The sequence below is a fragment of the Phaeobacter inhibens DSM 16374 genome (assembly GCF_000473105.1).
Taxonomy (GTDB): domain Bacteria; phylum Pseudomonadota; class Alphaproteobacteria; order Rhodobacterales; family Rhodobacteraceae; genus Phaeobacter; species Phaeobacter inhibens.
Window position 1 is genome coordinate 2,407,300 of sequence record NZ_KI421498.1, and the last position, 23,819, is coordinate 2,431,118.

Annotated in this window: 24 protein-coding genes; 15 read left to right on the forward strand and 9 right to left on the reverse strand. The window is 59.2% G+C overall.

Going from position 1 to position 23,819, the window contains the following annotated elements:
* Window positions 1-36: 36 nt before the first annotated feature.
* Together INHI_RS0115320 and INHI_RS0115325 are read left to right on the forward strand one after the other, a co-directional pair.
* Window positions 37-1,068 carry a branched-chain amino acid ABC transporter permease gene (locus INHI_RS0115320; RefSeq protein WP_027248196.1) on the forward strand — a complete coding sequence of 344 codons (1,032 nt, stop codon included), beginning with the start codon at window positions 37-39 and terminating at the stop codon, window positions 1,066-1,068.
* Entirely contained in the window at window positions 1,065-2,135 is a 1,071-nt protein-coding gene (locus INHI_RS0115325; RefSeq protein ID WP_027248197.1) for a branched-chain amino acid ABC transporter permease, read from the forward strand. The genes INHI_RS0115320 and INHI_RS0115325 overlap by 4 nt, the downstream gene beginning before the upstream one ends.
* An 8-nt stretch (window positions 2,136-2,143) precedes the next feature.
* On the opposite strand, the gene INHI_RS0115330 is transcribed toward INHI_RS0115325, so the two are convergent.
* The 4 genes from INHI_RS0115330 to INHI_RS0115345 form a co-directional block, all read right to left on the reverse strand.
* Entirely contained in the window at window positions 2,144-3,772 is a 1,629-nt protein-coding gene (locus INHI_RS0115330; RefSeq protein WP_254656890.1) for a DUF4139 domain-containing protein, read from the reverse strand.
* Between the two features lie 172 nt (window positions 3,773-3,944).
* Window positions 3,945-4,280, reverse strand: coding sequence for a hypothetical protein (locus INHI_RS0115335; RefSeq protein WP_027248199.1), 336 nt, complete (start codon window positions 4,278-4,280; stop codon window positions 3,945-3,947).
* 130 nt (window positions 4,281-4,410) lie between these two features.
* Window positions 4,411-5,433 carry an aspartate-semialdehyde dehydrogenase gene (locus INHI_RS0115340; protein ID WP_014873273.1) on the reverse strand — a complete coding sequence of 341 codons (1,023 nt, stop codon included), beginning with the start codon at window positions 5,431-5,433 and terminating at the stop codon, window positions 4,411-4,413.
* A 78-nt stretch (window positions 5,434-5,511) separates the two neighbouring features.
* Window positions 5,512-6,690, reverse strand: coding sequence for an MFS transporter (locus tag INHI_RS0115345; RefSeq protein WP_014873272.1), 1,179 nt, complete (start codon window positions 6,688-6,690; stop codon window positions 5,512-5,514).
* 174 nt (window positions 6,691-6,864) lie between these two features.
* On the opposite strand from INHI_RS0115345, the gene INHI_RS0115350 reads away from it, so the two are divergent.
* Window positions 6,865-8,019 carry a DUF3095 domain-containing protein gene (locus tag INHI_RS0115350; protein WP_027248200.1) on the forward strand — a complete coding sequence of 385 codons (1,155 nt, stop codon included), beginning with the start codon at window positions 6,865-6,867 and terminating at the stop codon, window positions 8,017-8,019.
* A 33-nt stretch (window positions 8,020-8,052) separates the two neighbouring features.
* Here INHI_RS0115350 and INHI_RS0115355 read toward each other — a convergent pair whose 3' ends face one another.
* Window positions 8,053-8,703 (reverse strand): carbonic anhydrase, encoded by a 651-nt coding sequence (locus INHI_RS0115355; protein ID WP_014873270.1) that lies wholly within the window; start codon window positions 8,701-8,703, stop codon window positions 8,053-8,055.
* A 138-nt stretch (window positions 8,704-8,841) separates the two neighbouring features.
* Between INHI_RS0115355 and INHI_RS0115360 the strand changes: the two genes are divergently transcribed.
* The 3 genes from INHI_RS0115360 (at window position 8,842) to INHI_RS0115370 (ending at window position 11,784) form a co-directional block, all read left to right on the forward strand.
* Entirely contained in the window at window positions 8,842-9,237 is a 396-nt protein-coding gene (locus INHI_RS0115360; RefSeq protein ID WP_173677667.1) for a hypothetical protein, read from the forward strand.
* Window positions 9,238-9,532: 295 nt separating this feature from the next.
* The gene (locus INHI_RS0115365) at window positions 9,533-10,927 is read left to right on the forward strand and encodes a leucyl aminopeptidase family protein (RefSeq protein WP_027248202.1); all 1,395 of its coding nucleotides are present in this window, start codon (window positions 9,533-9,535) and stop codon (window positions 10,925-10,927) included.
* 8 nt (window positions 10,928-10,935) lie between these two features.
* Entirely contained in the window at window positions 10,936-11,784 is an 849-nt protein-coding gene (locus INHI_RS0115370; protein WP_027248203.1) for a C40 family peptidase, read from the forward strand.
* 37 nt (window positions 11,785-11,821) lie between these two features.
* Here the strand turns inward: INHI_RS0115370 and INHI_RS0115375 are convergent, their stop codons facing one another.
* Window positions 11,822-12,166: a DUF2794 domain-containing protein gene (locus INHI_RS0115375; RefSeq protein WP_173677666.1), complete on the reverse strand. Its 345-nt coding sequence runs from the start codon at window positions 12,164-12,166 to the stop codon at window positions 11,822-11,824.
* Between the two features lie 68 nt (window positions 12,167-12,234).
* Complete coding sequence (locus tag INHI_RS0115380; protein ID WP_014881263.1) at window positions 12,235-12,942, reverse strand: ArsR/SmtB family transcription factor; 708 nt, start codon at window positions 12,940-12,942, stop codon at window positions 12,235-12,237.
* A 156-nt stretch (window positions 12,943-13,098) separates the two neighbouring features.
* Between INHI_RS0115380 and INHI_RS0115385 the strand changes: the two genes are divergently transcribed.
* Complete coding sequence (locus INHI_RS0115385) at window positions 13,099-13,647, forward strand: c-type cytochrome (RefSeq protein WP_027248204.1); 549 nt, start codon at window positions 13,099-13,101, stop codon at window positions 13,645-13,647.
* Window positions 13,648-13,653: 6 nt separating this feature from the next.
* Here the strand turns inward: INHI_RS0115385 and INHI_RS0115390 are convergent, their stop codons facing one another.
* Window positions 13,654-14,298 carry a TetR/AcrR family transcriptional regulator gene (locus INHI_RS0115390; RefSeq protein WP_027248205.1) on the reverse strand — a complete coding sequence of 215 codons (645 nt, stop codon included), beginning with the start codon at window positions 14,296-14,298 and terminating at the stop codon, window positions 13,654-13,656.
* A 359-nt stretch (window positions 14,299-14,657) separates the two neighbouring features.
* Here INHI_RS0115390 and INHI_RS0115395 point away from each other — a divergent pair, with 359 nt between their 5' ends.
* The 7 genes from INHI_RS0115395 to INHI_RS0115425 all read left to right on the forward strand — a co-directional run bounded on the left by INHI_RS0115395 (window position 14,658) and on the right by INHI_RS0115425 (window position 21,152).
* Window positions 14,658-15,596, forward strand: a complete 939-nt coding sequence (locus tag INHI_RS0115395) for an AEC family transporter (RefSeq protein ID WP_014881265.1) — start codon at window positions 14,658-14,660, stop codon at window positions 15,594-15,596.
* A gap of 177 nt (window positions 15,597-15,773) precedes the next feature.
* Window positions 15,774-16,607: an S-formylglutathione hydrolase gene (gene fghA / locus INHI_RS0115400; RefSeq protein ID WP_014881266.1), complete on the forward strand. Its 834-nt coding sequence runs from the start codon at window positions 15,774-15,776 to the stop codon at window positions 16,605-16,607.
* Window positions 16,608-16,610: 3 nt separating this feature from the next.
* Window positions 16,611-18,104 carry a Si-specific NAD(P)(+) transhydrogenase gene (sthA, locus tag INHI_RS0115405; RefSeq protein ID WP_014873260.1) on the forward strand — a complete coding sequence of 498 codons (1,494 nt, stop codon included), beginning with the start codon at window positions 16,611-16,613 and terminating at the stop codon, window positions 18,102-18,104.
* Window positions 18,104-18,556, forward strand: coding sequence for a YaiI/YqxD family protein (locus tag INHI_RS0115410; protein WP_027248206.1), 453 nt, complete (start codon window positions 18,104-18,106; stop codon window positions 18,554-18,556). The genes sthA and INHI_RS0115410 overlap by 1 nt, the downstream gene beginning before the upstream one ends.
* Window positions 18,557-18,636: 80 nt before the next feature.
* A complete protein-coding gene (locus INHI_RS0115415; RefSeq protein ID WP_014881268.1) occupies window positions 18,637-19,602 on the forward strand; it encodes a DMT family transporter in 966 nt (321 codons plus the stop codon).
* Window positions 19,603-19,614: 12 nt separating this feature from the next.
* Complete coding sequence (locus tag INHI_RS0115420; protein WP_014873257.1) at window positions 19,615-20,235, forward strand: HAD family hydrolase; 621 nt, start codon at window positions 19,615-19,617, stop codon at window positions 20,233-20,235.
* Window positions 20,232-21,152, forward strand: coding sequence for an ornithine cyclodeaminase family protein (locus tag INHI_RS0115425; protein WP_014873256.1), 921 nt, complete (start codon window positions 20,232-20,234; stop codon window positions 21,150-21,152). Before INHI_RS0115420 ends, INHI_RS0115425 begins: the two co-directional genes overlap by 4 nt.
* 18 nt (window positions 21,153-21,170) lie before the next feature.
* Here the strand turns inward: INHI_RS0115425 and INHI_RS0115430 are convergent, their stop codons facing one another.
* A complete protein-coding gene (locus INHI_RS0115430; protein WP_014873255.1) occupies window positions 21,171-22,412 on the reverse strand; it encodes an MFS transporter in 1,242 nt (413 codons plus the stop codon).
* 224 nt (window positions 22,413-22,636) lie between these two features.
* Here INHI_RS0115430 and zapE point away from each other — a divergent pair, with 224 nt between their 5' ends.
* Window positions 22,637-23,707: a cell division protein ZapE gene (zapE, locus tag INHI_RS0115435; RefSeq protein ID WP_027248207.1), complete on the forward strand. Its 1,071-nt coding sequence runs from the start codon at window positions 22,637-22,639 to the stop codon at window positions 23,705-23,707.
* The last annotated feature ends 112 nt before the right edge of the window (window positions 23,708-23,819 follow it).

Here is a 23,819-nt window from a genome sequence, read left to right on the forward strand (position 1 = left end):
ACTCCGCAATTCCTGCATCGGACAGGAGATGAGCCGATGACCACAGCCCCTGAACATAGCCCAACAATGGCTCGGTCTTCTGTTGCCGATCGGCTGGCGCCTTGTGCGCCGCTTATGCTGGTTCCGGTCTTGGCGATTGCCGGTCTGATCGCGGTGCAGAACCCCGCCAGCTGGCTGACCCTGACGGTATCCGGACTGGCCATGGGGATGATGATCTTCCTGATGGCCTCGGGGCTGACCCTGGTGTTTGGGCTGATGGACGTCATAAACTTCGGTCACGGAGCCTTTGTCTCGGTCGGGGCCTTCATCGGGATTTCCGTCCTGCTGACACTGGGTCACCTGACCAATGCCCCGTCACTGGGGCTAAACCTGCTGGCAATCCTGGTTGCGGTTCTTGCCGCTATGGCTGCAACCGCCGTTATGGGCTGGGCCTTCGAACGGGTGATTGTCAAACCCGTCTATGGCAACCACCTCAGCCAGATCCTTGTCACCATGGGTGGGCTGATCATCGCAGAACAGCTGATCATTGTGCTATGGGGTCCAGAGGAAATCTATTTCACCCGCCCCGAAGCGCTAAAAGGCGCGCTCACCTTCGGCGATGCCGCGATTGAGAAATACCGGCTGGTCACAGTCGGCGTTGGATTGGCAGTCTTTGCCGCCATGCGGTTCGTCCTGCGCCGCACCAAGATCGGCCTGATCGTCCGGGCAGGTGTTCAGAACGGGGAAATGGTTGCGGCACTGGGATACCGGCTAAGGTTGGTTTTCATCGGTGTTTTCATCGCCGGATCGGCATTGGCCGGCCTTGGGGGCGTTATGTGGGGCCTCTACCAAGAGGTGATCACCGCCCATATGGGCAATCAGGCGATGATCCTGATCTTCATTGTGGTGATCATCGGCGGCCTGGGGTCGGTTGAGGGCTGCTTCATCGGCGCGCTGCTGGTCGGGCTGCTGCAGAACTATGTCGCCTTCGTTGAGCCGAAACTGGCCCTTGTTTCCAATATCGCCCTGATGGTGGCCATCCTGATGTGGCGTCCGATGGGCATGATTCCGGTGGTAAAGGCAAAATGATCCGTTCCCTTCTCTCTGGCGATCTGCCGCGCTCCCGCGTGCTGGCACTGCTGCTTGTGGTTATCCTGATCTGTCTGGCCTTCGCGCCATTTCTGTTCCCCGGCGTTCGCACTGTCGATACGGCCGCGCGCATCTGCATATTTATCGTGTTGGTTGCCAGTTACGATCTCTTGCTGGGGTACGGTGGTATCGTCAGCTTTGCGCATACGATGTTCTTCGGCATGGGCGCCTATGGGGTTGCCCTAACCTCAACCCATATGGGGCGTGGCTTTGACGCGCTGGCAATCGGGTCTATTTCGGGGGCGGCGCTCGCAGCGGTTCTGGCGCTGCTGATCGGGTTGTTTTCCCTTCGTGTTCGAGCAATTTTCTTCGCCATGATCACGCTCGCTGTTGCTTCTGCCGTGGCGGTCCTGGTCAGCCAGCTTTCAGGTCTCACAGGGGGCGAAGATGGGCTGACCTTCAAGACCCCACGCGAACTGGGGCCTGCGTTCAAATTTGGCAAAGAGACGTTTGACGGCACATTGTTCGGGGTCAAACTGAACGGAAAATTGCTGACCTACTACCTGATTTTCGGCGGCAGCGCGTTGCTGTTCCTGGCTTTACTGCGGGTCGTAAACTCGCCGTTTGGCCGCGTGCTGCAAGCGATCCGGGAAAATGACTTCAGGGCGGAGGCGATTGGCTACCGTGTCGTCTACTATCGCGTCACCGCCACCTGCCTCTCGGCTGCGATAGCAGCGTTGTCAGGATCTCTCTATGCGATCTGGCTGCGCTATGTGGGGCCGGACACCACCCTGTCGATGACAATTATGATCGACATTCTTCTGATGGTCGTCATTGGCGGCATGGGCACCATCTACGGTGCAGTCATCGGCGCAACCCTGTTCGTGCTGGCACAGAACTATCTGCAAAACCTGATGGGTGTTCTCTCTAGCATGACCGAAGGACTACCTCTGCTGCCCGAACTGCTCAGCCCGGACAGGTGGCTGTTGTGGCTGGGGGTCCTGTTCATTCTCAGCGTCTATTTCTTCCCCAGCGGTGTGGTCGGCCGCCTACGCGGCCAACGCTAGCGCGCAGATCAGCGCAGGATCTGGCCTTCGGGCCAGCTCAGCTCCGTCTCGATCTCGATCACCTCGGTCGCGCCGGCGGCAATCTCCATGTCCCATGCCAGGATACCACGCTGCTTCTCGACGTTTTCTTCCGTCGGTGCAGGTCGGGCGTCCCAGGAAATCTCCAGCGCGTCCTGCTGAGAATAGGGCACCCGGTCCAGCACGCGCAGCGGCCAGGCCCGGTCTGTCAGATTCTCCACCTCAATCTCGACCCGGCGGACCTGCTCTGAGCTGCGCGAAATCAGCCCTTGCTCCCCCTCACTCTGGTCCAGAATATCGCGGCTCAGGGTCAGACCTTTGATCGCTCCAAACCCCAAATCCGCCTCTGCTCCCGGTGCCAGCCCCGCAAAATCCGCAACCGCAATCAGTTTACCATCGACGAAATGGGCAGCCTGCGTCGCAGCCAGCAGCTGTTCACCAAATTCATTGGTGAAGCGCACCATACGGTAGGCGGTCTCATTGCGCAGCGGCACCGCCTGGGCCGTGAGCGTCGCGGTGGTCTTCAGACTGTCCATCTCCAACCGCAGCGCCTCCGCCCCTGATGCAACGGAGACCGGCGTATCAAACCCATAGACCGCGGCGACGCCACTGCGGTCGACAGACCATTGCCGCAGAATCTCATCAACCACCACAGCCGCTTCGATTATCGGTTCGTTCGCAAGATCCAATTCCATATCAGATGACAACCGCTGCTTCGATGTTGGAACGGGCATCGGTTTCTCAATCCGCCGCAGCTGTGGGAAAAGGCGCGATGGCCCTGATTGCCCCAAAGGTTCCGCCGTCGACAGCGTCAGCGCAACATCCTGCCAGTTTTCGCCGGTGTCCTGTGACAGGATCACACTACGGTTCAACGTCAGTTCCGGATCACCGCCAGTTGTGAGATGCAGCTCATAGCTCGGGGACCAGCCGATATTGCCTGCCCCCTCAGTCAGATAGTCCAAACGAATTGAGGTCGCACCCGCAGCGGCCGCCTCAACTGCGACCTCAATATAAAGGCGGTCATCATCCTCTGTCGTAAGAGCCGCAAGCGCGGCGCGCGCCTCGGTCAGGTTCTCCTGCAAGGTGGCGAGCGCTTGCTCTTTGCTGCGGGCATCAGCCTCGGCATCAACAATCTGGCGGTGATTTTCGGCGGCACGACGGCTGATCATCAGGGAGATATCAGCAAGCGCGGAGGCATCCGTGCCCACAAGCCCGTCATTGTTGCCAAGCTGCTCCAAAAAATGAATAGAGCTGCGCGCCGCATGGGCCGCGGCCCGGGCGCGCGCGGCCTCATCTTCCACCGCAGCGATCTGTGTTTCGATCTCATCTATCCGCGCCTCGGCGGCCTCAATCTCCGGTGTCGAAGCATCACGCGGCGGAACAAACTCATCTCGCACCCGGGTACTGATGCGGCGGGCACCGTCTATTTGAACCTGCAGGCTCGCCGTCTCCGCACTTCGCGGCACCCCTTGCAGGATCAGCTCATGTCGTCCCTCAGGCAACACTACGTCGGCGGTTCGGGTAATCTGTGCCAATCCTGGATACAGCGTGACCGCTGCGACCTGGCTGTCCACTTGTATCACGTCCGAAACCGCAGCTGAGGCAATATGTGTGGTCACGGCAAGCGTCGCGCTAAAGGTGAAAATTGAAAAAGCAGATCGCATAATCTCTCTCGACTGATGAACATTGCGGGACAATACCCCACCTGTCATCGAACCTAGAGACGCACGCGTGATGTTACCAGTTTCATTGGCGAAAGCCTGCGCATTACTCTCTCGACTCTGAGACTTCTCAGATATGTTCTGGCAAAGGTCCGCCGAAACGGGTTTCCAGTTCCACCCCCGGATAGCCCAGAAACCGACAGGTGCAGATTTCAACATGGCTATGGGCATCCCGCAGGCGAATGCGCCCGTCCTTCCGCTCCAGGTAGAATCCCTTGCTGCGCAGTGCGCGGATCAGATCCAGCCAATTCTTTGCGGTGCGGAAACTCTCGCTCAGGACCATTCTCAGCTGTGCTGCCATCTCTGCGTCCAACCGCGAGCTATTACGCGCGGTGGCCCAAGCACTTTCGCCCGCGCTTATGTACTCACCCGCTGTGATATCTTGCGTTGATCGTTTTTCCATCATGATCTTGTCCCCCATTTACCGTTGTCTAACCCCCATCAGACTAGTGGTATCAAGGCTGGCAAGAACAGCTGTACAAACGGTAAAGGGGCCGCCTCTTTCGAAGCAGCCCCCTACCTGAATGGATAGGTTTTTAGCCTTTTTTTAGAACTTCACGCCCCAGAAGCTCCGCGATCTGAACCGCATTCAGAGCAGCCCCTTTGCGCAGGTTATCGCTGACACACCACAGGTTCAGACCATTATCCAAGGTCGAATCCTGACGGATGCGGCTGATGAAGGTTGCGAAATCACCGACACATTCGACAGGCGTCACGTAGCCGCCATCTTCGCGCTTGTCGATCACCATGATGCCAGGTGCCTCACGCAGGATATCGCGCGCCTCGTCTTCATCAAGGAAGTCTTCGAATTCGATGTTGATCGCTTCGGAGTGACCAACAAAGACCGGCACGCGTACACAGGTCGCTGTCACCTTGATCGAGGGGTCAATAATCTTCTTGGTCTCGGCGACCATCTTCCACTCTTCTTTGGTCGAGCCGTCGTCCAAGAAAACGTCGATGTGCGGGATCACGTTGAAGGCGATCTGCTTGGTGTAGACACTCGGCGGCACGTCCTGTGTCGGGTTATAAACCGCTTTGGTCTGATCCCACAGTTCGTCGATCGCATCTTTGCCGGAGCCGGACACCGACTGATAGGTGGAGACCACAACGCGCTTGATCTTGGCACGATCATGCAGCGGCTTCAGCGCAACGACCATCTGCGCGGTGGAGCAGTTGGGGTTGGCGATGATGTTCTTCTTGGCATAGCCGTGCACCGCCTGCGGATTTACCTCGGGCACGATCAGCGGCACGTCGTGATCATAACGATAAAGCGACGAGTTATCGATGACGACACAGCCGGCCGCAGCCGCTTTCGGTGCGTATTTCTTGGTGGCGTCGGAGCCAACAGCAAACAGCGCCATATCCCAACCCGCAAAGTCGAACGTGTCCAGATCCTGGGTCGTCAATGTCTTGTCGCCGAATGTGACTTCGGTGCCGAGGGATTTGCGGCTCGCCAGAACTGCAATCTCATCCACAGGAAACTGGCGCTCCGCCAGAATGTTCAGCATTTCGCGACCCACGTTGCCCGTGGCGCCCGCGATAACGACGCGATAACCCATTTTGTTTCTCCAATTGTATCCGGCCTCGTGACCGGCTGCGGTGTCTTATCGGGAAAGCCCGCGCGAGGGAAGGCTAGATCAATCCAAGCTGTCGCGGCTGAGCAGATATATTGCGCACCCGGCCGCCAGAAACGCGAGGAGGAAACCAAAAATGACAAAATACGGTAAGGAAAGCTCCGCTCCGGTTGTTTCCGCATGCAGACGCCCACTGGCGAACTGCATGATTCCCACACCGCCAATGCCAAAGAAGTTGAGCATGGTCACTCCCCGCCCCACCAGATGCGGCGGCACAAAGGCACGTCCCTGCGCCAGAATGACCGGGAACGCCGCACCGAAGAAACCGACGGCCGCCATCAGAGCCACCACCAGCGGCACCGGCCCGTCGATGTACAACATCAAGCCACCCAGCGCTGCGCAGGCCAGAAGATTGCCACCAAGCACCACACCTTTGCGTGTCCCCAAAAGCCGATCCATCGGCCCATAGGCAAAGGTGCCGAGAATCATCGCACCCCCCATCACCAGACTGGCCACCCCAATCGCCTCGGAACCAAGACCAAAGACATCGCTCATATAAGGGCCGATCCACAGGCCTCGCAGCGCTGCCGATGGCGCATAGGCCACAAACATCATGATGAATATCGGCCAGAGCACCGGCATGCGCAGAATATCCAGCACTGAACCCTTGGGGCCGTCGCTGACCTCAACCCGCGCGGGGTCCTTCACTGTCAACGCAATACCAAGCGCTACCGCAGTCGAGATCCCCGCAAGCCCAAACAATGTACCGCGCCATCCCAGTACCTCAACCGCAAGCGCCGTTGGATAAGACGCCACCAGATTCCCAAGGGAGCCAACACCAAGCATCAGGGCCGCCAATGTCGCAAAGCGGCGCGGCGGATACTCGCGCGCGAATATGTAATAGGACGCCATGAGGACGGGCGAACATCCTACCCCGATCAGGACCATCGCAAAGCTGATGTGAACCGGCTGGCTGGCCAGCGCAAACACCAATGCCCCGCCGCCCCCGCCGAACAGCAACAACGCCGCAGCGGTACGGCTTGGCCCGATACGGTCCAACGCCCACCCCACCGGCAACTGCATGACGGCGAAGGTCAGGAACCAAAGTCCGGAGGCAAAGGCAAGATCCTCAGGCGAGGCGCCTAGGTCGGTTTGCAGAGCAGAACTGAGCACCGCCAGAAATGCGCGAAAGAACTGGCTGAGCACATAGCCCAGACATAAGATGATCAGCCCCGCCTGCATGAAATCCCCCGAATGAGATGCGCGGCCCCGGCAGATGACCTGGGCCAGAAATTCTGATCGGTCCACAGTGGCGATTTCGCACCAATTCACAAGAGCGCGAAACCACTTAGCCGTGATTGGTCGTGCGTCACAGCCGCACTAGGCTATGGTACCTACAGGATGAACGGATCGCATATGACACAGGATGGTTTCTACCACAGCCTCTCGCCCAGCCGCGATTTTGCCGGTTTGACACGGGCTGGCGCGTTTACCCCACTGCCCAGAGACTGGATGGTGGGCTGTTGTGATATCGTCAATTCCACGGATCTCATCGCATCCGGGCGCTACAAGACGGTGAATACCATCGGAGCCTCGGTTATCGCAGCCATGATAAACGCATTGCAGGGTGTGCCTTTTCCCTATGTGTTTGGCGGTGACGGGGCCTCCTTTGCGGTTGGTCCTGAACATGCCGATATTGCCCGTGACACCTTGGCTCGGTTGCGCAGCTGGGCCAGTGCTGAGTTTGACATTGACCTGCGCGCGGCACTGCTACCGGTGTCCTGGATCAGGGCCGAAGGGCTGGATGTTGCTGTGGCCCGCTATGCCGTATCCGAAGCCGCTGACTACGCGATGTTCGCAGGCGGTGGTTTGAACTGGGCCGAACGACAGATGAAGCTCGGCGGCTTTGAAGTGCCGCCCGCCCCGCTGCCCGATCCACCGGACCTGACCGGCCTGTCCTGCCGCTGGAATACAATCCCAGCCCGCAACGGCCTGATCCTTTCGGTGGTAGTGCAACCAGAACCAACGGCCTCCGCCAAGGATTTTGCAAAGATTGCCGGCGATATTCTCGCCGTGGCGGATAAGCTGCAACGCAATGGTCATCCGGTACCAGAAGGGGGGCCAAGCTTCAGTTTCCCGCCGCCAGGTCTGACACTTGAGGCCAAAATCTCACGCGGGAAAACCGCTCTGATCCTGCGCAAGGCCCAGCTGTTTATTCAGACAACATTGGCGGCGTATGCCCTTAGCCGAAAACGCCCGCTTGGCAGTTTTGATGCGCAGCATTATCGCAGGATGCTGGTGGCCAATGCCGATTTCCGAAAGTTCGACGATGGCCTCAAGCTGACGCTCGACTGCCCGCCACAAGTGCGCGACGACATTACGCGGATCCTGGAGAAAGCTGCGACCGCCGGTCATGCACGATACGGGCTCCACGAACAGGATGAGGCGCTGGTAACCTGCATTGTTCCATCGGTAATGCGCGACGATCATGTCCACTTCATCGATGGTGCATCTGGCGGCTATACCCAGGCCGCGCTGCGGATGGCGGCCTCAGACCGAGCAACGGCCTGAGACCCACCCTGGGCCGCCGCTCAACTACAGATCTCAGACCGGTTGGAAGTTGCCGCTTCGCGGTTCATAGCATTCCAACCCACCTTCGCCGATATCAGTCCAGAGGCCGTGCAGGCTCAATGTGCCATCACGTACGGCATTGTCGATGAACGGGAATGTCATCAGATTTTCAAGCGATGCCACAACTGCCTGACGCTCGAACTGACGCGCCTGTGTATCGGTATCCTCGATGTCCTCAACCAGCGAAAATTTCGGCTTCAGGATATCCATCCAGCGCCCGACAAAGCTCTCCTTGGCATCCAGTGCAGGTGCGTGACCTTTGCACATATCAATACAGCCCTGTACGCCGCCGCATTGTGAATGACCCAATACGATCAGATGCGCCACTTTCAGAACAGTGACAGCGTATTCGACCGTCGCACTGGTCCCGTGGTGGTCGCCATCCGGCTGATAGGGCGGCACCAGATTCGCGATATTGCGGTGGATGAAGAACTCACCCTGGTCGGCGCCGAAAATCGAGGTGACATGCACCCGGCTGTCACAGCAGGAGATAACCATTGCGCGCGGACGCTGGCCCTCACTGGCAAGCCGCCGGTACCAACCCTGATTTTCGCTATAGGTCGTGGCTTTCCACCCGTGATAGCGCGTCACCAGATAGCTGGGCAGGGGTTTTGCAAATTGCATCTGTTGTTCCTCGATTGACCTCTGGCAGGTCTGTTACCAAGGATTGTTAGCAAATTCGAGAGATTTGACCACCCGCTTGGAAACCTTTTGACAACTTCTGAGGCCCAAGTTTGGCCCGTGCCGTGGGGGCATGAATATATGGGGTTTAATGTGGTGGCTCAAATACTCACTGTAATACACAAAGAAAACGTGCGTCTGGATTCCGACAAATTGTCGGACCTCTATGCGCAACTTGGCGAAGCAGGGGCCGAAGATGTGGTCTGTCGCGCAATTGAAGAACTGGCTGTGCGCCTGTCTCACTGCGAGCGGTTGTGGCGGCAAAACGATATGGCCAACCTGCGTAAAAGCGCGCGATCGCTGATCGCTATCGCTGATCAGATCGGAATGACGGCTATGGCGCGGGTCGCCCGTGACGTGACCGGGGCAATTGATATCAACGATTTTGCCGCGGTGTCGGCGACCCTGTTCCGACTGATGCGGATTGGAGAACGGTCCCTGACTGCCGTCTGGGAGCAGCAAGACCTTTCTGTCTGACACGTGATCCTGGGGGGACACTTGCTCAGATCAGTCTGACAGCGGATCTGCCGCCGACGGAGCCAGTCTCCACCTGTCAGAACCAAGGTAGACTGCATACCGCCTACTGGTTTTGTTGTGACGTGTGTGATGCGTCCGGGCTCTTTTCGGGGCCCTCATTGGCGTTGCAGCCACAACAATTCGCGAACGGCACCCGCTGGAAACGGCGGGTCACCCGGCAATTGCAGGGCTTGCAGGCAGCGCTGTGACGGATACTGTGACGATCAAATCGCCCCCCGAGCCGGAGTATCCTGTTATGCCCTCTGCCAAGCATCCTGCCTTTGCCAAACCGGACACTGCAAGCATCGCTTTGCACGTGCTGGATCAGGACAGCTGCGAGGGCTGGCTGGCCAAGGCACCGGCTGAGACTGCGACCTGGGCGCGCGCCAACGGGTTTAACGGAGCCGTCGGGCAGATCCTCACCCTCCCCGACAAGGATGGTCATCCAAGGCAAGCATTGGTTGGATATGGTACGGAGAAAGACCGCGCGCGGCGCAGATTTATCCTTGCCGGTGCAGTGTCCAAGCTGCCCAAGGGCACATATCATCTCGTCGAAGGCATCGCACAACAGGACCGCTCAGCAGAGTGTCTGGGTTGGCTGCTCGCCCAGTACCAATTTGATCGCTACAAAAAAGGGCGAGACACCGAGACACATCTGATCGCGCCCGAGGATATTGATGGCGCCCGGATCGAAGCCCTCGCTGCCGGGGAATTCCTGACACGGGATCTAATTAACACACCCGCAGCAGACATGGGTCCGGCTGAACTGCAGGACGCGGCACAGGCCCTTGCCGACCAGCATGGCGCAAGCCTTGATGTGATCGCAGATCAGGATCTTCTGACGCAGAATTTTCCGATGATCCATACCGTCGGCCGCGCCTCTGATCGCCGCCCGCGCTTGCTGGAGATGCGCTGGGGTAGCACTGGTCCCAAGCTGACACTTGTCGGCAAAGGGGTCTGTTTTGACACCGGCGGACTGAACCTCAAACCCGGCAGCAGCATGGGGTTGATGAAAAAGGATATGGGCGGCGCGGCCAATGTGATGGGACTGGCTCATATGATCATGGCGCTGAAGCTGCCCGTCGAGTTGCGTGTGCTGATTCCGGCGGTCGAGAACAGTGTCTCTGCCAATGCGTTTCGCCCCGGCGACGTGCTGACCGCCCGCAACGGGTTGACCGTTGAAATCAACAATACCGATGCCGAAGGCCGGCTGGTTCTGGCCGATGCGCTGGCCTATGCTGCGGAGGACACGCCGGATCTATTGATTTCCATGGCAACACTGACAGGGGCGGCCCGCGTCGCCGTCGGTCCGGATCTCGCGCCGTTTTATACCGATGATGACGCCGATGCGGATGCCGTCGGCACGGCAGCAGCTGCGGTCGCCGATCCGGTCTGGCGCATGCCCTTCCACGCGCCCTATGAGGCGATGATCGAACCCCAGATCGCCGATCTGGACAATGCGCCCAGCGGCGGCTTCGCCGGCTCAATCACCGCAGCCCTGTTCCTGCGCCGTTTTGCCGGAGAACACCGCTATATGCACTTCGATATCTATGGTTGGACCCCCAGCGCAGCCCCAGCGCGTCCCAAAGGCGGCGCATTGCAGGGTGCGCGCGCAGTTTTCGAAGCGTTCCCTCAGATGCTGAAACTCTGAGGCATACGATGATGGATCCTCGCCGCACGCCCGCAAACGACCGCGTGATCGCCGCACATCTGGCGTTGGATGCCGACGGCAGGCACATCGCCGAGGGGCAATCTGCACAGGTTTGTCGGCCCGTGGTAAATCTCCTGCGACGCCCAGATGGACCAAGAGACCGGCAGCTGCTGCTGGGGGCTGAAGTCACCATCTATGATGACCATGACGGTTGGGCATTCATACAGGCTGCTGCAGATCGCTATGTCGGCTATGTCCCGACCTCCTCGCTTGAGCAGTCCCCCGAGCCGGTCACGCATCAGGTCTGCACCCCGGCGACCCATGCCTACAGCGCGGCAGATATGAAATCCGCAGATCTCTGCGGCCTCAGCCATGGCAGCAGGCTGCGTGTGTTCAGCTTCGACGGAAAATTTGCCGAAACAACTCAAGGCTACGTTCCCCGGCATCATCTGCGGCCGATTTCACAAACCGACAGAAATCCGGTCGCCGTTGCACAGCTTTTCATGGGGACTCCTTATCTATGGGGCGGCAACAGCCGCTGGGGCATCGACTGTTCCGGTCTGGTTCAGGCGGCGATGCTGGCCTGCGGGGTGGACTGCCCCGGTGACAGTGACCAGCAGGAACTTGAGTTGGGCGACAATATCCCGCTTGGCAACACAGCGGTGCCCACCGATCTGCAATCGGGTGACCTGCTGTTCTGGAAGGGGCATGTGGCGCTGATACAGGACCCCGAAACCATGATCCATGCAAACGCCTATCATATGGCCGTCGCATTGGAGCCTGTTGCTGATGCCATAGAGCGGATCATGTCACAGGGAGATGGACCGGTCACCGGCCATCGGCGCGTCACCCTCTGAGACACAGCCCGCCGCCATGCGGCCGAGTGTCAGTTCTTCAGGTCACTGATCTGATCAGCTTACGCTCAAGCACACGCAGCACCATTCGCAGATCATGTCCACGTTTCAGGATCTGACCATCCATGCCGACAACCGCGTATTGTCCTTGCCGGTTGCGCAGCTTGGGCCGCTTTTCGATCCGGTACAACGGGTGCTCAGCGGTACGGCGAAACACCGAAAATACAGCCAGATCCCGTAGGGTGGAAATGCCGTAGTCTCGCCATTCCCCGGCGGCAACCATACGACCATAGAGCGACAGGATCACCGAAAGTTCGGTACGGTGAAAGGCAACCTGCTGCGGGTCAGAAAACGATGAGAAGGGCTGCACTTGGTCAAAGCTCATATCAACAGGGTCGCGCCAAACAGGCCGTAAATCAAGCATTATTGCTGATCGACCATGCTGCGCCGCACTCAGGACGACGAAAGTTCGGGAACGACAGACCGCGTATCCAGCCCAATGATCTGCTCAAATGCCGCCCGACCCGGCGTCGTCAGCAACAGGCCCCGTTTGACGGACTGGCGCTTCACCCAGCCCGCGTCCAGCGCGTGAGACAGGAGCTGACGCCCCAAGGGGCCAGAAATATGCAGGCGCCGTTCCGTCCAGTCCATACAAGGGCGGGCAAATGGCTGCTTTCCCGGTCGGCCAGGCAGCACCACACCAAGCCTGTCCCATTCTGCCGCGGGGATCACCTCAAACCCACCGTTGCGCTCAACCAGAAGGCCCAGCTCAACGAAACGTCCAGTCATCGCAACAGCCAGCGGACCCGCAAAATGGTCATAGCAGCTACGGAGCGGTGCCAACTGACCCGCCTTTCGCTGCTGTGCGCGATGCAGATGATCCGACGGCGCAATCGCTGCCAGCTGTTCGAGGGTATGTGCCACCTCCGCACTGGCCAACCGGTGAAACACACAGCGCCCGCGCTTTTCGGAGACCACCAGACCTGCGGACTGCAACATCTGCAAATGTGCGGTGGCGGTGGGCGGGGTCACACCTGCGGCTGAGGCCAATTCCTTGTTGGTGTACGACCGCCCATCCAGCAATTCGCACAACATACGGGTGCGGCTGGCATCGGCCAATGCCTGGCCCAGGATATCAAATCGTGGCGTACTCATGAACATAGACTAACCCGGCGTCTGCGATCAGGCCCAGTACAAACGTTTCGCTCACTGTCGAACCATCCGCGTTGGCAGTCTGTTTGCACGTTAACCGCGATCTAACCCGATCCGCCTAACCTGTCCGCATTGCAGCACATCTGACCAGGGAAGCAGCAGGCGATGACACCCCACCTGACAAGGGAAAACACCCAACCGGCACGGGCCGTTGCAGGGAGTCGTAACAACTGCCAGCTTCTGATACCTATGTTCGCGATCATGAGCGGCCTGTTGCTGATGGCTGTATTCCTATTGCTCGCGGGCAGGGTTGAGGCAGAAAGCCCACCACCGAACAAATATGTCGCCCAGCGCATCGCTCTGATGAGCAGCCAGAAAAAGGCGCTTCAGGATCTCACTGCAATGACGCGGGACTATATCGCGTTTGATCGATCCAGCGCACGTGCAGCGCGACGTGCCCTGATCCGGTCAACACGTCGTATTCCGCGCCATTTTCGCCGCGACGTGACCGATCTCTCGTCCCACGCGCGTGGTGGCATCTGGACGAATTGGGCTGATTTCAAACGCCATGCCGATGATGCTGAAAAAGCAGCGCACGCCCTGAACATCCGCTCTGCTTCAGGACTAAGACGCAGTTTGCCAAGGCTGATCTCCGCCTGTCATAATTGTCACCAGATCTATCGGGACACACCGAGGGAATTCACCACCCACTAGGGGTAATCAGCGGGCCGTTTCCTCAGTCGCGACAGGCGCGCCATAACGGGCGAGGAATGTGGTGATCGCCGCATCGACAACCCGCTCCCGCTCCTGCGGTTCGATCTCAGCCTCGATATTGAACAGCAAGCGCAAGAACATATCCGCGCGGCACAGCTCGGCGAACTGATCCGCGGCCAGATCCAGATCGTTGATCCGCAATTCCCCGCGCGACGTCGCCTCCGCCAGATACTCTCGCAACTGAGCCCGAATGGTCGCAGGGCCGCTTTCGTAAAATCGACGCCCCAGATCGGGAAACCTGTCCGCCTCGGCAACACAGATGCGAAACATTTTCACACCGAACTCCGACAGGATCACCGAGAGGATATGATGACCCGCCTCGCGCAGCGCCGTCTCGGGATCGCAGCAACCGGACGCAATGGTCACCGCGGTATCCGCCTGACGGGCACAGCCGTGGCGGGCAACCTCCATAAACAGTAGCCGCTTGTCTGGAAAGTAGCTGTACAGCGTCGCCTTGGAGACACCGGCTTTGCGGGCGATATCGTCAACGCTGGCGCCTTCGAACCCGTGAGCCATGAATACATCCCGTGCGCCCTGAAGCACCTGATCGTATTTGCGGCCCTTACGGGGAATGGCGGCTGGCTGGTTCATCCATACTCTCTGCTGTGGCGTCGGGCGCGACCGAATATGTCGCAGTTCTGGGGTCCAATCTACACATTCGCAAATGAGGTCAAGCAGTGCCTCACACCCATCTGTAACACCTTGGTAGCCTGTGAGTTAGCGTTCTGCGCGCTCAAGGGAAATAAACTCGTCCTTAGAACGTTGCGACACAGACATCACCTCGGCGACCAACGCCCCTCTGCACCAGACGCATCAGCGCCGCAGTGCCCGTCGGGCATGGCATTGCGGGGGAGGACAAATGCAGGGGCCGATGCCGGGCCAAACACTCACGCCAAGCGGAGACAGAACCCTCTTCCCGCGTTGGTCAATTCAGGTTACCAATTGGCGCAATGCTCGACATATTTCTGAGAACACTTCCGTTTTTCGCAATTATTGGCCTTGGGTATTGGGCCGGGCGCAGCCGTTTTTTCTCCGAGCAGGCGACTGCGAGCCTGACCAAATTTGTCTTCTACTTTCCACTGTCGGCAATGATTTTTCGGTTTGCCGCCAATTTGTCCTTCTCCGAAATCTTCGACCCCCGACTGATCTTAGGTTACCTGCTGGGCACGATGGCGGTCTATATCCTGACCACCGCGGTCGCACTTCTGCGGCGTCTCGATATGCAGACTGCCGCAGTTGAGGCGCAATGCGCGGCGATCGGCAATGTCGGCTTTCTTGGTTTGCCGATGATGGTTCTGCTGTTCGGTCCTGCCTCAGTAGGACCAATGATGCTGATCCTCAGCGTTGATCTGGTGGTGTTCTCCTCCCTGATTGTGGCTCTGATAAATGTCGGGCGCGGCAGCGGGTTCGGCGGCGATACGCTTCGGCTGGTTGGGCGAGGGCTGCTGCAGAACCCGATGATCCTGTCAATTTGCGCGGGGTTGATATGGTCAGCGCTGGCCCTGCCGATTCCGACTCCTGCCAATGCGTTTCTGTCGTTGCTCGGCGATGCCGCAACACCGGGGGCGCTCTTTGCCATTGGGGCTTCTCTGGCCTCCAAATCTGCTGAGCGGGTACAGATCGCCAGCTGGCTCAGTTTTGCCAAACTGGTGCTGCACCCGGCTGCTGTCGCGCTCTGTCTCCTGCTGCTGATCCCGGTCGACCCCTATGCCGCCGCGGTCGCAATTGCCGCCGCAGCTCTGCCGGTTGCCGGCAATGTCTACATGCTGGCCCAGCACTATGGCGTCGCGCCGCATCGTGCCTCCGCCGCAATACTGCTCTCCACGACCCTCTCCATCCTGACACTGCCAATGGTGATCGCCTGGGTTTCGGAGCTAACGCTACCCTAACACAGGCCAAGCGCCCTGATAGGCGAATTGAGCAGCACTTGGGGCCATCAGAGACCGCAGTCTTCAGGTTTTTGCAATCATATGTCGCAAAAACAGGGGCCGGGGACGCGCAGTCACTGGACGCTATGCCCCACCAAAGGTAGCGATAGACCAACACAGAAACAAAGGAGTCGCCCCATGGAAACCGTCTCGGAAAATGCCGCCTTCGGAGGCGTGCAAGGCGTCTATCGTCATGCCAGCAGCAGCACCAACTGCGACATGACCTTTGGGCTGTTCCTGCCGGAGGAGGTCGCCGACGGCCCAGTACCGCTGCTGTGGTATCTCTCCGGGCTGACCTGCACCCATGAAAACGCGATGACCAAGGCCGGAGCCCAAGCCTGGTGCGCCGAACAAGGCATCGCCATGGTTTTCCCCGACACTTCCCCCCGTGGCGAAGGGGTCGCCGATGATGAGGCCTACGATCTGGGCCAGGGCGCCGGTTTCTATGTGAATGCCACGCAGGCCCCTTGGGCGCCGCATTTCCAGATGTGGGACTATATCACCGAAGACCTGCCCGCCCTGCTTGGCGAGCGGTTTGCGCTGGACATGGACCGTCAGTCGATCACCGGTCACTCAATGGGCGGACATGGGGCGCTGACGATGGCGATGAGCCTGCCGGGTCGGTTCCGGTCGGTGTCAGCCTTCGCACCGATCTGTAACCCCTCAGCCAGCGACTGGGGTCGCAAACAGCTGACCGCATACCTCGGCGCGGACGAGGCGGCGTGGGCGCGCCACGACGCCACCCTAATGATGCAGGATAGCGGCTTTGACGGACCGATCCTGATCGACACCGGCACATCCGATCAATTCCTCGACCTGTTGAAACCGGAGGCTCTGGCCCAGGCTGCGGCGGCCCGCCGTCAGCAGGCCGTCCTGCGCATGCAGCCGGGATATGACCACAGCTATTTCTTTGTCTCCACCTTCATGGAGGACCATGTGTCCTTCCATGCCGAAGCGCTCTACCGGGGTTGATACATGACAGATTTCAACTACGATCTCATCATTATCGGCTCCGGCCCATCAGGCCGGACCGCAGCCATTCAGGCTGGGAAACTGCACCGACGTGTACTGGTCATCGATCGCAAGGATCGGCTGGGTGGTGTCTCGGTCCACACTGGCACCGTGCCGTCGAAAACCCTACGCGAAACGGTACTGAACCTCTCCGGCTGGCGCGAGCGCAGTTTCTACGGGCGCGCCTACCGAGTGAAGGACCAGATTCAGGCAGAGGATCTGAAGGCTCGCCTGCATATGACGCTCGACCATGAGGTCGACGTGCTGGAACACCAGTTCAATCGCAACCATGTTGAGGTTCTGCCCGGCCTTGCCCGTTTTGTCGGCCCGAACGAGGTCGAAGTCGCAACCGAAGCAGGTGATACCACTCGCGTGACCGGCGAGAAATTCCTGATCGCGACCGGCACACGCACCTATCGTCCGGAATACGTGCCCTTCAACGGAAAAACCGTGGTCGATGGCGATGAATTCCTTGAGATGGAGGAAATCCCCCGCTCACTGGTTGTCGTTGGTGCGGGCGTGATTGGCGTCGAATATGCCACCATGTTCTCCGCCCTTGATGTGCGTGTGACCTTGATCGAGCCACGCGACACCTTCCTTGACTTCATCGACAGCACACTGATTCAGGACTTTACCCATCAGATCCGCGAGAATGGTGTCGATCTACGGCTTGGCTCGGCCATCACCAAGATCGAGGACGAAGGCAGCCATATTGAGGTAAGTCTCGAAAACGGACGTCATGTGCGTGGCGACATGCTGCTGTTTGCCGCTGGTCGCATGGGCAATACCGAGGCGCTTAATCTTGAGGCCGTCGGGCTGGAGACGGATCACCGCGGCCGCCTCAGCGTGGATCGCAAATCCTATCAGACCCCGGTGCCGCATATCTATGCCACCGGCGATGTGATCGGTCACCCCTCGCTGGCCTCGACCTCGCTGCAACAGGGGCGGGTTGCGGCCTGTCACGCGCTGGAAACCCCCACCCTGCCGGAAAGCCCGTGGTTCCCATACGGAATCTACTCGGTGCCCGAAATGTCAACCTGCGGCATGTCCGAAGAGGAACTGCAGGAACGCGGCATCCCCTATGAGATCGGTATCGCCCGGTTCCGCGAAACCTCGCGCGGGCATATCATGGGGTTGGAACATGGTATGCTGAAAATGTTGTTCTCCCTCAAAACCCGCCGGGTTCTGGGCGTCCAGATTGTCGGCGAAGGCGCAACGGAGCTGATCCACATTGCGCAGGCGGTGCTGAACCTGAAAGGCACCGTGGATTACTTCGTTCAGAACACCTTCAACTACCCGACCCTGGCAGAGGCTTATAAGATCGCCGGCCTTGATGCCTTCAACCGGATGCCCATCCCTGATGAGTTCAAGGTGAAGAAATCAGACGCGGAGAACTCCAAGCCCGCCGCCAAGGGCAAATCGGCAGCCAAGGCGAAGCCGACTAAGGCTGCGGAGTAATGGCGCTCTACATCGACGCGGATGCCTGCCCGGTCAAAGCCGAGGCAGAGCGCGTGGCAACCCGCCACAAGGTAACCATGTACGTGGTCTCCAATGGCGGGTTGCGCCCCTCGCAAAACCCGCTGGTAGAGACCGTGATCGTATCTGAAGGCGCCGATGTGGCGGACATGTGGATCGCGGATCGTTGCGGTACAGGCGATGTGGTGGTTACCGGAGACATCCCGCTGGCCGCCAAATGTATAGAGGCTGGCGCCCGAGTGCTGCGGCACAATGGGGAGCGGTTCACGCAAGCCAACATCGGCCAGCAACTGGCGATGCGCGATCTGATGGCAGACCTGCGCGCCGCCAATCCATTGGGTGCGGGCGGCAGCGGCAAGGGCTTTACCAAGGCGGACCGGTCTCGCTTTTTGGACGCGTTAGAGCGGGAAATCCGCGCTGCAGCTGCCAACTGACCGACGCCGGTTGCGCGGCCCTTGCCCTTGACCGCTCTTTGCGCCACTGATCGCAGTAGAGACGACCACAGGGGGCAGACGTGACGCAGCAACAGGCCAGCCTCCCCATTCTTGGCGTCATTGCGGCAGTCGGGGCCGCCGTCTGCTTCTCCATCATTGATGTGATTTTCAAATTCCTGTCCGGAGACTACCCGCTCTATCAGGTGGTGATGCTGCGTTCCGTGGTGGCCATGGTTGTATTGCTGGCGCTGATTATCCCGCTCGAAGGCGGTTACGGTATTCTGCGAACGCGCCAACCTCGCCTACATCTGCTGCGCAGCCTTGCGGTGCTGTTTGCCAATCTCTGTTTCTTCACCGGTCTTGCGATCATGCCCATGGCCGAGGCGGTAGCCATCGCCTTTGCCACGCCACTGGTGGTGACCAGCCTGTCGGTCCTCTTCCTGAAGGAACGGGTCGGCCCCTGGCGCTGGATGGCGGTTGCGATTGGCTTTACCGGTATCCTGATCATCATGCGCCCCGGCCCGGGCACCTTTCAACCGGCTGCGATCCTACCTTTTCTGGGGGCCTGCGGCTACGCCACGCTGCATGTTCTGACCCGACGTGCGGGCGGTGCGGACAAGGCGGCAACGCTTTCCTTCTATCCCACGCTGGGCTTTTTACTGGTGAGCACCCTTGTGGGGCTGACAACCGGCGACGGACGTTTTGCCGGCTCTGACAACGCCGGGCTACAGTTCATTCTGCGCGCCTGGATCTGGCCAGAGCCACAGGACTGGATCCTGTTCCTCACCGTCGGGCTGGCCGGCTCCATCGGCGGCTACCTCGTCAGCCAGGCCTATCGCCAATGCGAAGCCGGTCTGGTCGCCCCATTTGAATATATCGCCATGCCGATGGCCGTAATCTGGGGGATTCTGGTGTTCGACGAATGGCCTGACGCGCCAGTCTGGATCGGATCCACCTTGATCATTGGCGCCGGGCTTGTTTCAGTCTGGCGCGAAACCCGCCGCAGTCGCCCCGCACCACGCCCGCGACCGCGCTCGACTGGATAGGAGAGCCTGAAGATGACCATCCAAGCCGTCGTTTTTGATATCGGCCGTGTGCTGATCGAATGGGAGCCCGAGCGCTTTTACGATGCCAAGATCGGCAAGGCCCGACGCGAGGCACTGTTTCGCGAAGTCGATCTGCATGGCATGAATCTTGGCATTGACCGAGGTGACAACTTTAAAGGCGCTGTTTACGCGCTAGCCGATCAACACCCCGAATGGGCCGAAGAAATTCGCCACTGGCACGACAGCTGGCTCCAGATGGCCAGCCCTGAAATCCCGCACTCCGTCCGCCTGATGCGCGCGCTGAGAGATAGCGGCGTGCCAGTGTTTGCACTGACCAATTTTGGTGTCGGCACGTTTGATCTTGCCAAAACCACCTATCCGTTCTTCAACGAATTCGATCAGGCCTTTGTGTCTGGTCATCTGCAAACCCTCAAACCGGAAGGGGAGATCTACGCCCATCTGGAGCGAGACACAGGCGTGGCAGCAGAGCGGCTGCTCTTCACCGACGACCGACATGAAAATATTGAAGCCGCCGCCGAACGTGGCTGGCAGACGCACCTCTTTACCCACCCTCAGGGCTGGGCCGATCGCCTGGTCTCCGAGGGCTTGCTGACAGCGGAGGGGGCCCAATGAACGCCATCCTGCAGATCCCCTTTGATCAGGGGGAAGCCAATCTTGACTGGCTCTCATTCTGCGACGCGCTTGCCGCGGGTCACCAGTTGCCGAGGGCCGAGGTCGCCGACAGTTTCCTCTACCGGGACAACGATACGCTGTTAAACCGTGCTGCCTGGATCGATGGTCTGGGCCTTGCCGTAAAAAGTGCCACAATTTTTCCCGGCAACCCGGATCAGGGTCACCCAATGGTCAACGGCGCTGTCTGTCTATATGCCGATCAGTCCGGCATGCTGGAGGCTTTGGTTGATTTCCATCTGGTGACCAAATGGAAAACCGCAGGGGGCAGTCTTCTTGGCGCTCTGCGGCTGGCCAACCCTGACAGCCGAGAGGTTCTGATTGTCGGGGCCGGAACCGTTGGCGCATCGCTGATCGAAGCCTTTGGCACCGCCTACCCCAAGGCACAGATCCGCATCTGGAACCGGACCGCTGAGAAGGCCGAAGCACTGGCCGAACAGTATCCAAACGCCAAAGTTGCAGCCGATCTGGAAGCTGCCGTGCAGGCGGCTGATATTATCCTGACCTGCACAATGTCCTCCACCCCTGTCATCAAGGGCGCTTGGTTGCGACCTGGCCAGCACCTCAACCTGATTGGCGCCTACCGCCCTGATATGCGCGAAACCGATAATGAGGCGTTGCAACGCGCGGACATCTACTGCGACAGCTTTGAGACCACTGTAGATCACATCGGTGAATTCAAGATCCCTCTTTCAGAGGGGGTGATCAGCCGCGATGATGTGCGGGCAGATTTCTACAATCTGACGGCCTTCCCCCGCTTCGATCCTACGAGGATCACATTGTTCAAAAACGGCGGCGGCGCCCATATGGACCTGATGACCAGCCGTCACATTCTGGATTGCTGGCAAGGGGGGACATAATCCCCCGTCCCGCCATCATCAGGCGGTGGCCAGCACGGTGCGTGGATGCTCGCGGATCGGCAGATGGACAATGGCGCTGAAGGCTCCGATCCCGACGCCGATCCACCAGACCAATGTGTAGTCACCATAGATGTCATACATCCGTCCGCCCAGCCACACACCAAGGAAGCTGCCCAGCTGGTGGCTGAAGAACACAATACCATAGAGCGTGCCCATGTAGCGCAGCCCATAGAGATGTGCGACCAGACCGGAGGTCAGCGGCACCGTGGCCAGCCACAGAGACCCCATGACGATGGAAAACACGATGACAGTGACCGGCGTGATCGGCACGAGGATGAAGGCTGCCGCCGCAATCGTGCGACCGGTATAAATCGCCGCCAGCAGGTATTTTTTGGAGTAACGGTTGCCAAGCCAGCCAGCCAACAGCGTGCCGCCCACATTGGCAGCCCCAATCAACGAGATCGCCACGGCCCCAAGCGCTGAGGTAGAGGTAATCCCGATGGAATACAGCGCGCCACCCGGCAGGATCGGCCCGCACATCTCGGTCACAAAGGCCGGAAAATGCGCCGTAACAAAAGCCAGCTGATACCCGCAGCTGAAGAAGCCGAGAAAAATCAGCGTGTAAGAGGGGTCCTTGAACGCCTTTTTCAGGATTGCCCCCATGCTTTCTTCCAGCTCAGCCTTCGAGGCGGCTTCGGGCGCCCGCATCAACGGCAATGTTGCAATCAGCGCCAGAACCACGCCCGCGAACACCAGAAAAACGCTCTGCCAGCTCAGGAATGTCAGCAGCCACTCCGCGGTTGGCGCGCCAAAGATCTGACCGGCAGACCCCGCCGCCGTCACAACGGCCAGCGACATCGACCGGTTCTCATCCGAGCTCGCACGGCCAACCACGGCCAGCACAACGCCAAACCCTGTGCCCGCAATGCCGAACCCCACCAGCCATTCATAGGCCTGCATCTCAAATGGCGTGGTGGCCCAGGCGCTGAACACCAGGCCAGCCGCATAGATCAGCGCACCTATAATGATCGCCTTTCGGTCACCGATTTTCTCGGCAATCGCGCCAAAAATAGGCTGTCCGATGCCCCAGGCCAGGTTCTGAATGGCAATCGCCAACGAGAATTCCGACCGCAGCCAGCCGAACTCCTCAGCAATGGGGATCTGAAACACACCAAAGGACGCCCGCACAGCAAAGCTGACCATGATGACAACACAGCCAACAATCAGAACGGGAGTGAACAGCGGGGCAGGTCGGGTCATGGTCGGGCTCCTTGCCGGGATATGTCCGGTCAGACGACGGTACGGAAAAACCAAATCCGGTCAAATCAGGATTTTTGCGAGAATAGGTAAGAATAATTGATGTATGAAGCGCTCCGCATCCCGCATCGGTCACCGCATCCATCGCATCACCTGCCAGGCAGGCCCGTAGAGACCTGTCGGGACATCTCTTCCCATCCGCAGCCCTCCGCGCTATCCCTTGCGGCATGACCCATCTGACCGCGCTCTATCAGCAGAAAATCGACGCAGGCCTGTTGAAGCCTGATCCTGCACAGGAAGCCGTGCTCCCCCATTTTGATCGCATAGCCGAAGGTCTGAAAGCCCCCCCTGTTAAGCGTGGCCTGTTTCGCAAAGCCACCTATGAGACGGTGAAAGGACTGTATCTTTGGGGCGGTGTCGGGCGTGGCAAATCGATGCTGATGGATCTGTTTGTTGACAGTCTCGACGATATCCCGTCGCGCCGCGTGCATTTCCATGCCTTCATGCAGGAAATGCACGGCAAGATGCACGAGGCACGCCAGCAAGGTATCGAGGATGCCCTCGCACCCGTGGCGGCTGAGGTGGCCGGATCGGTCCGGCTCTTGGCGTTTGACGAAATGCAGATCACCGATATCACCGATGCGATGATTGTTGGGCGGTTGTTTGAGGCCTTGTTTACCGCAGGTGTCACGGTGATCACGACATCAAACCGGATACCGGACGACCTCTACAAGAACGGGCTGAACCGGCAGCTGTTCCTGCCGTTCATTGATCTCATAAAGCAGCAGATGCAGGTCCATGAGATGGTCAGCCCGGTCGATTATCGCCAGGATCGTCTGACTGGGGCGCAGGTCTATTTCTCTCCGGTAAATGCCGAGGCAAACGCCAAGATTCGGGAGATCTGGGAGGATCTCTCCGGCGGCCCCGCCCTTCCCCTGACGCTGGAGGTCAAGGGGCGCGAGGTTACTCTACCTGCCTTTCGCAACGGTGTCGCCCGGGCCGGGTTTTATGATCTGTGCGGTAAGATGTTGGGGCCGGGCGACTATCTGGCCATTGCGGAGGTTGTCAAAGTTCTGGTTCTTGAGGACATACCCCGCCTGTCGCGCAACAACTTCAACGAGGCCAAGCGGTTCGTGACGCTGATTGATGCGCTGTATGAGGCAGGGGTGCGCCTGATTTGTTCCGCTGCGGCAGAGCCGGAAATGCTCTATGTCGAAGGGGAAGGCACGTTTGAATTCGAACGCACCGCCTCACGTCTGCGGGAGATGCAGGACAAGGACTGGGGTCAGCAGACCTGAACCAACCTATGGGAACTGGATGCGTTTCCGGGGGCGCTGCCCCCTCGAAAGCAAGGCTTTCTCACCCCCGGAGTATTTTGGGAAAGGTGACAGGCGGGGTACGCAGCAGGCA

Excerpts from the sequence above, each read along its gene's own strand:
- INHI_RS0115380 (WP_014881263.1), bottom strand. The coding sequence starts at position 12,942 with ATGTTCATGAGTACGCCACGATTTGATATCCTGGGCCAGGCATTGGCC.
- INHI_RS0115370 (WP_027248203.1), top strand. The coding sequence starts at position 10,936 with ATGATGGATCCTCGCCGCACGCCCGCAAACGACCGCGTGATCGCCGCA.
- INHI_RS0115375 (WP_173677666.1), bottom strand. The coding sequence starts at position 12,166 with ATGAGCTTTGACCAAGTGCAGCCCTTCTCATCGTTTTCTGACCCGCAG.
- INHI_RS0115385 (WP_027248204.1), top strand. The coding sequence starts at position 13,099 with ATGACACCCCACCTGACAAGGGAAAACACCCAACCGGCACGGGCCGTT.
- INHI_RS0115430 (WP_014873255.1), bottom strand. The coding sequence starts at position 22,412 with ATGACCCGACCTGCCCCGCTGTTCACTCCCGTTCTGATTGTTGGCTGT.
- INHI_RS0115410 (WP_027248206.1), top strand. The coding sequence starts at position 18,104 with ATGGCGCTCTACATCGACGCGGATGCCTGCCCGGTCAAAGCCGAGGCA.
- INHI_RS0115355 (WP_014873270.1), bottom strand. The coding sequence starts at position 8,703 with ATGCAATTTGCAAAACCCCTGCCCAGCTATCTGGTGACGCGCTATCAC.
- INHI_RS0115360 (WP_173677667.1), top strand. The coding sequence starts at position 8,842 with ATGGGGTTTAATGTGGTGGCTCAAATACTCACTGTAATACACAAAGAA.
- INHI_RS0115365 (WP_027248202.1), top strand. The coding sequence starts at position 9,533 with ATGCCCTCTGCCAAGCATCCTGCCTTTGCCAAACCGGACACTGCAAGC.
- INHI_RS0115390 (WP_027248205.1), bottom strand. The coding sequence starts at position 14,298 with ATGAACCAGCCAGCCGCCATTCCCCGTAAGGGCCGCAAATACGATCAG.
- INHI_RS0115325 (WP_027248197.1), top strand. The coding sequence starts at position 1,065 with ATGATCCGTTCCCTTCTCTCTGGCGATCTGCCGCGCTCCCGCGTGCTG.
- INHI_RS0115420 (WP_014873257.1), top strand. The coding sequence starts at position 19,615 with ATGACCATCCAAGCCGTCGTTTTTGATATCGGCCGTGTGCTGATCGAA.
- sthA (WP_014873260.1), top strand. The coding sequence starts at position 16,611 with ATGACAGATTTCAACTACGATCTCATCATTATCGGCTCCGGCCCATCA.
- INHI_RS0115320 (WP_027248196.1), top strand. The coding sequence starts at position 37 with ATGACCACAGCCCCTGAACATAGCCCAACAATGGCTCGGTCTTCTGTT.
- fghA (WP_014881266.1), top strand. The coding sequence starts at position 15,774 with ATGGAAACCGTCTCGGAAAATGCCGCCTTCGGAGGCGTGCAAGGCGTC.
- zapE (WP_027248207.1), top strand. The coding sequence starts at position 22,637 with ATGACCCATCTGACCGCGCTCTATCAGCAGAAAATCGACGCAGGCCTG.
- INHI_RS0115340 (WP_014873273.1), bottom strand. The coding sequence starts at position 5,433 with ATGGGTTATCGCGTCGTTATCGCGGGCGCCACGGGCAACGTGGGTCGC.
- INHI_RS0115425 (WP_014873256.1), top strand. The coding sequence starts at position 20,232 with ATGAACGCCATCCTGCAGATCCCCTTTGATCAGGGGGAAGCCAATCTT.
- INHI_RS0115350 (WP_027248200.1), top strand. The coding sequence starts at position 6,865 with ATGACACAGGATGGTTTCTACCACAGCCTCTCGCCCAGCCGCGATTTT.
- INHI_RS0115335 (WP_027248199.1), bottom strand. The coding sequence starts at position 4,280 with ATGATGGAAAAACGATCAACGCAAGATATCACAGCGGGTGAGTACATA.
- INHI_RS0115345 (WP_014873272.1), bottom strand. The coding sequence starts at position 6,690 with ATGCAGGCGGGGCTGATCATCTTATGTCTGGGCTATGTGCTCAGCCAG.
- INHI_RS0115395 (WP_014881265.1), top strand. The coding sequence starts at position 14,658 with ATGCTCGACATATTTCTGAGAACACTTCCGTTTTTCGCAATTATTGGC.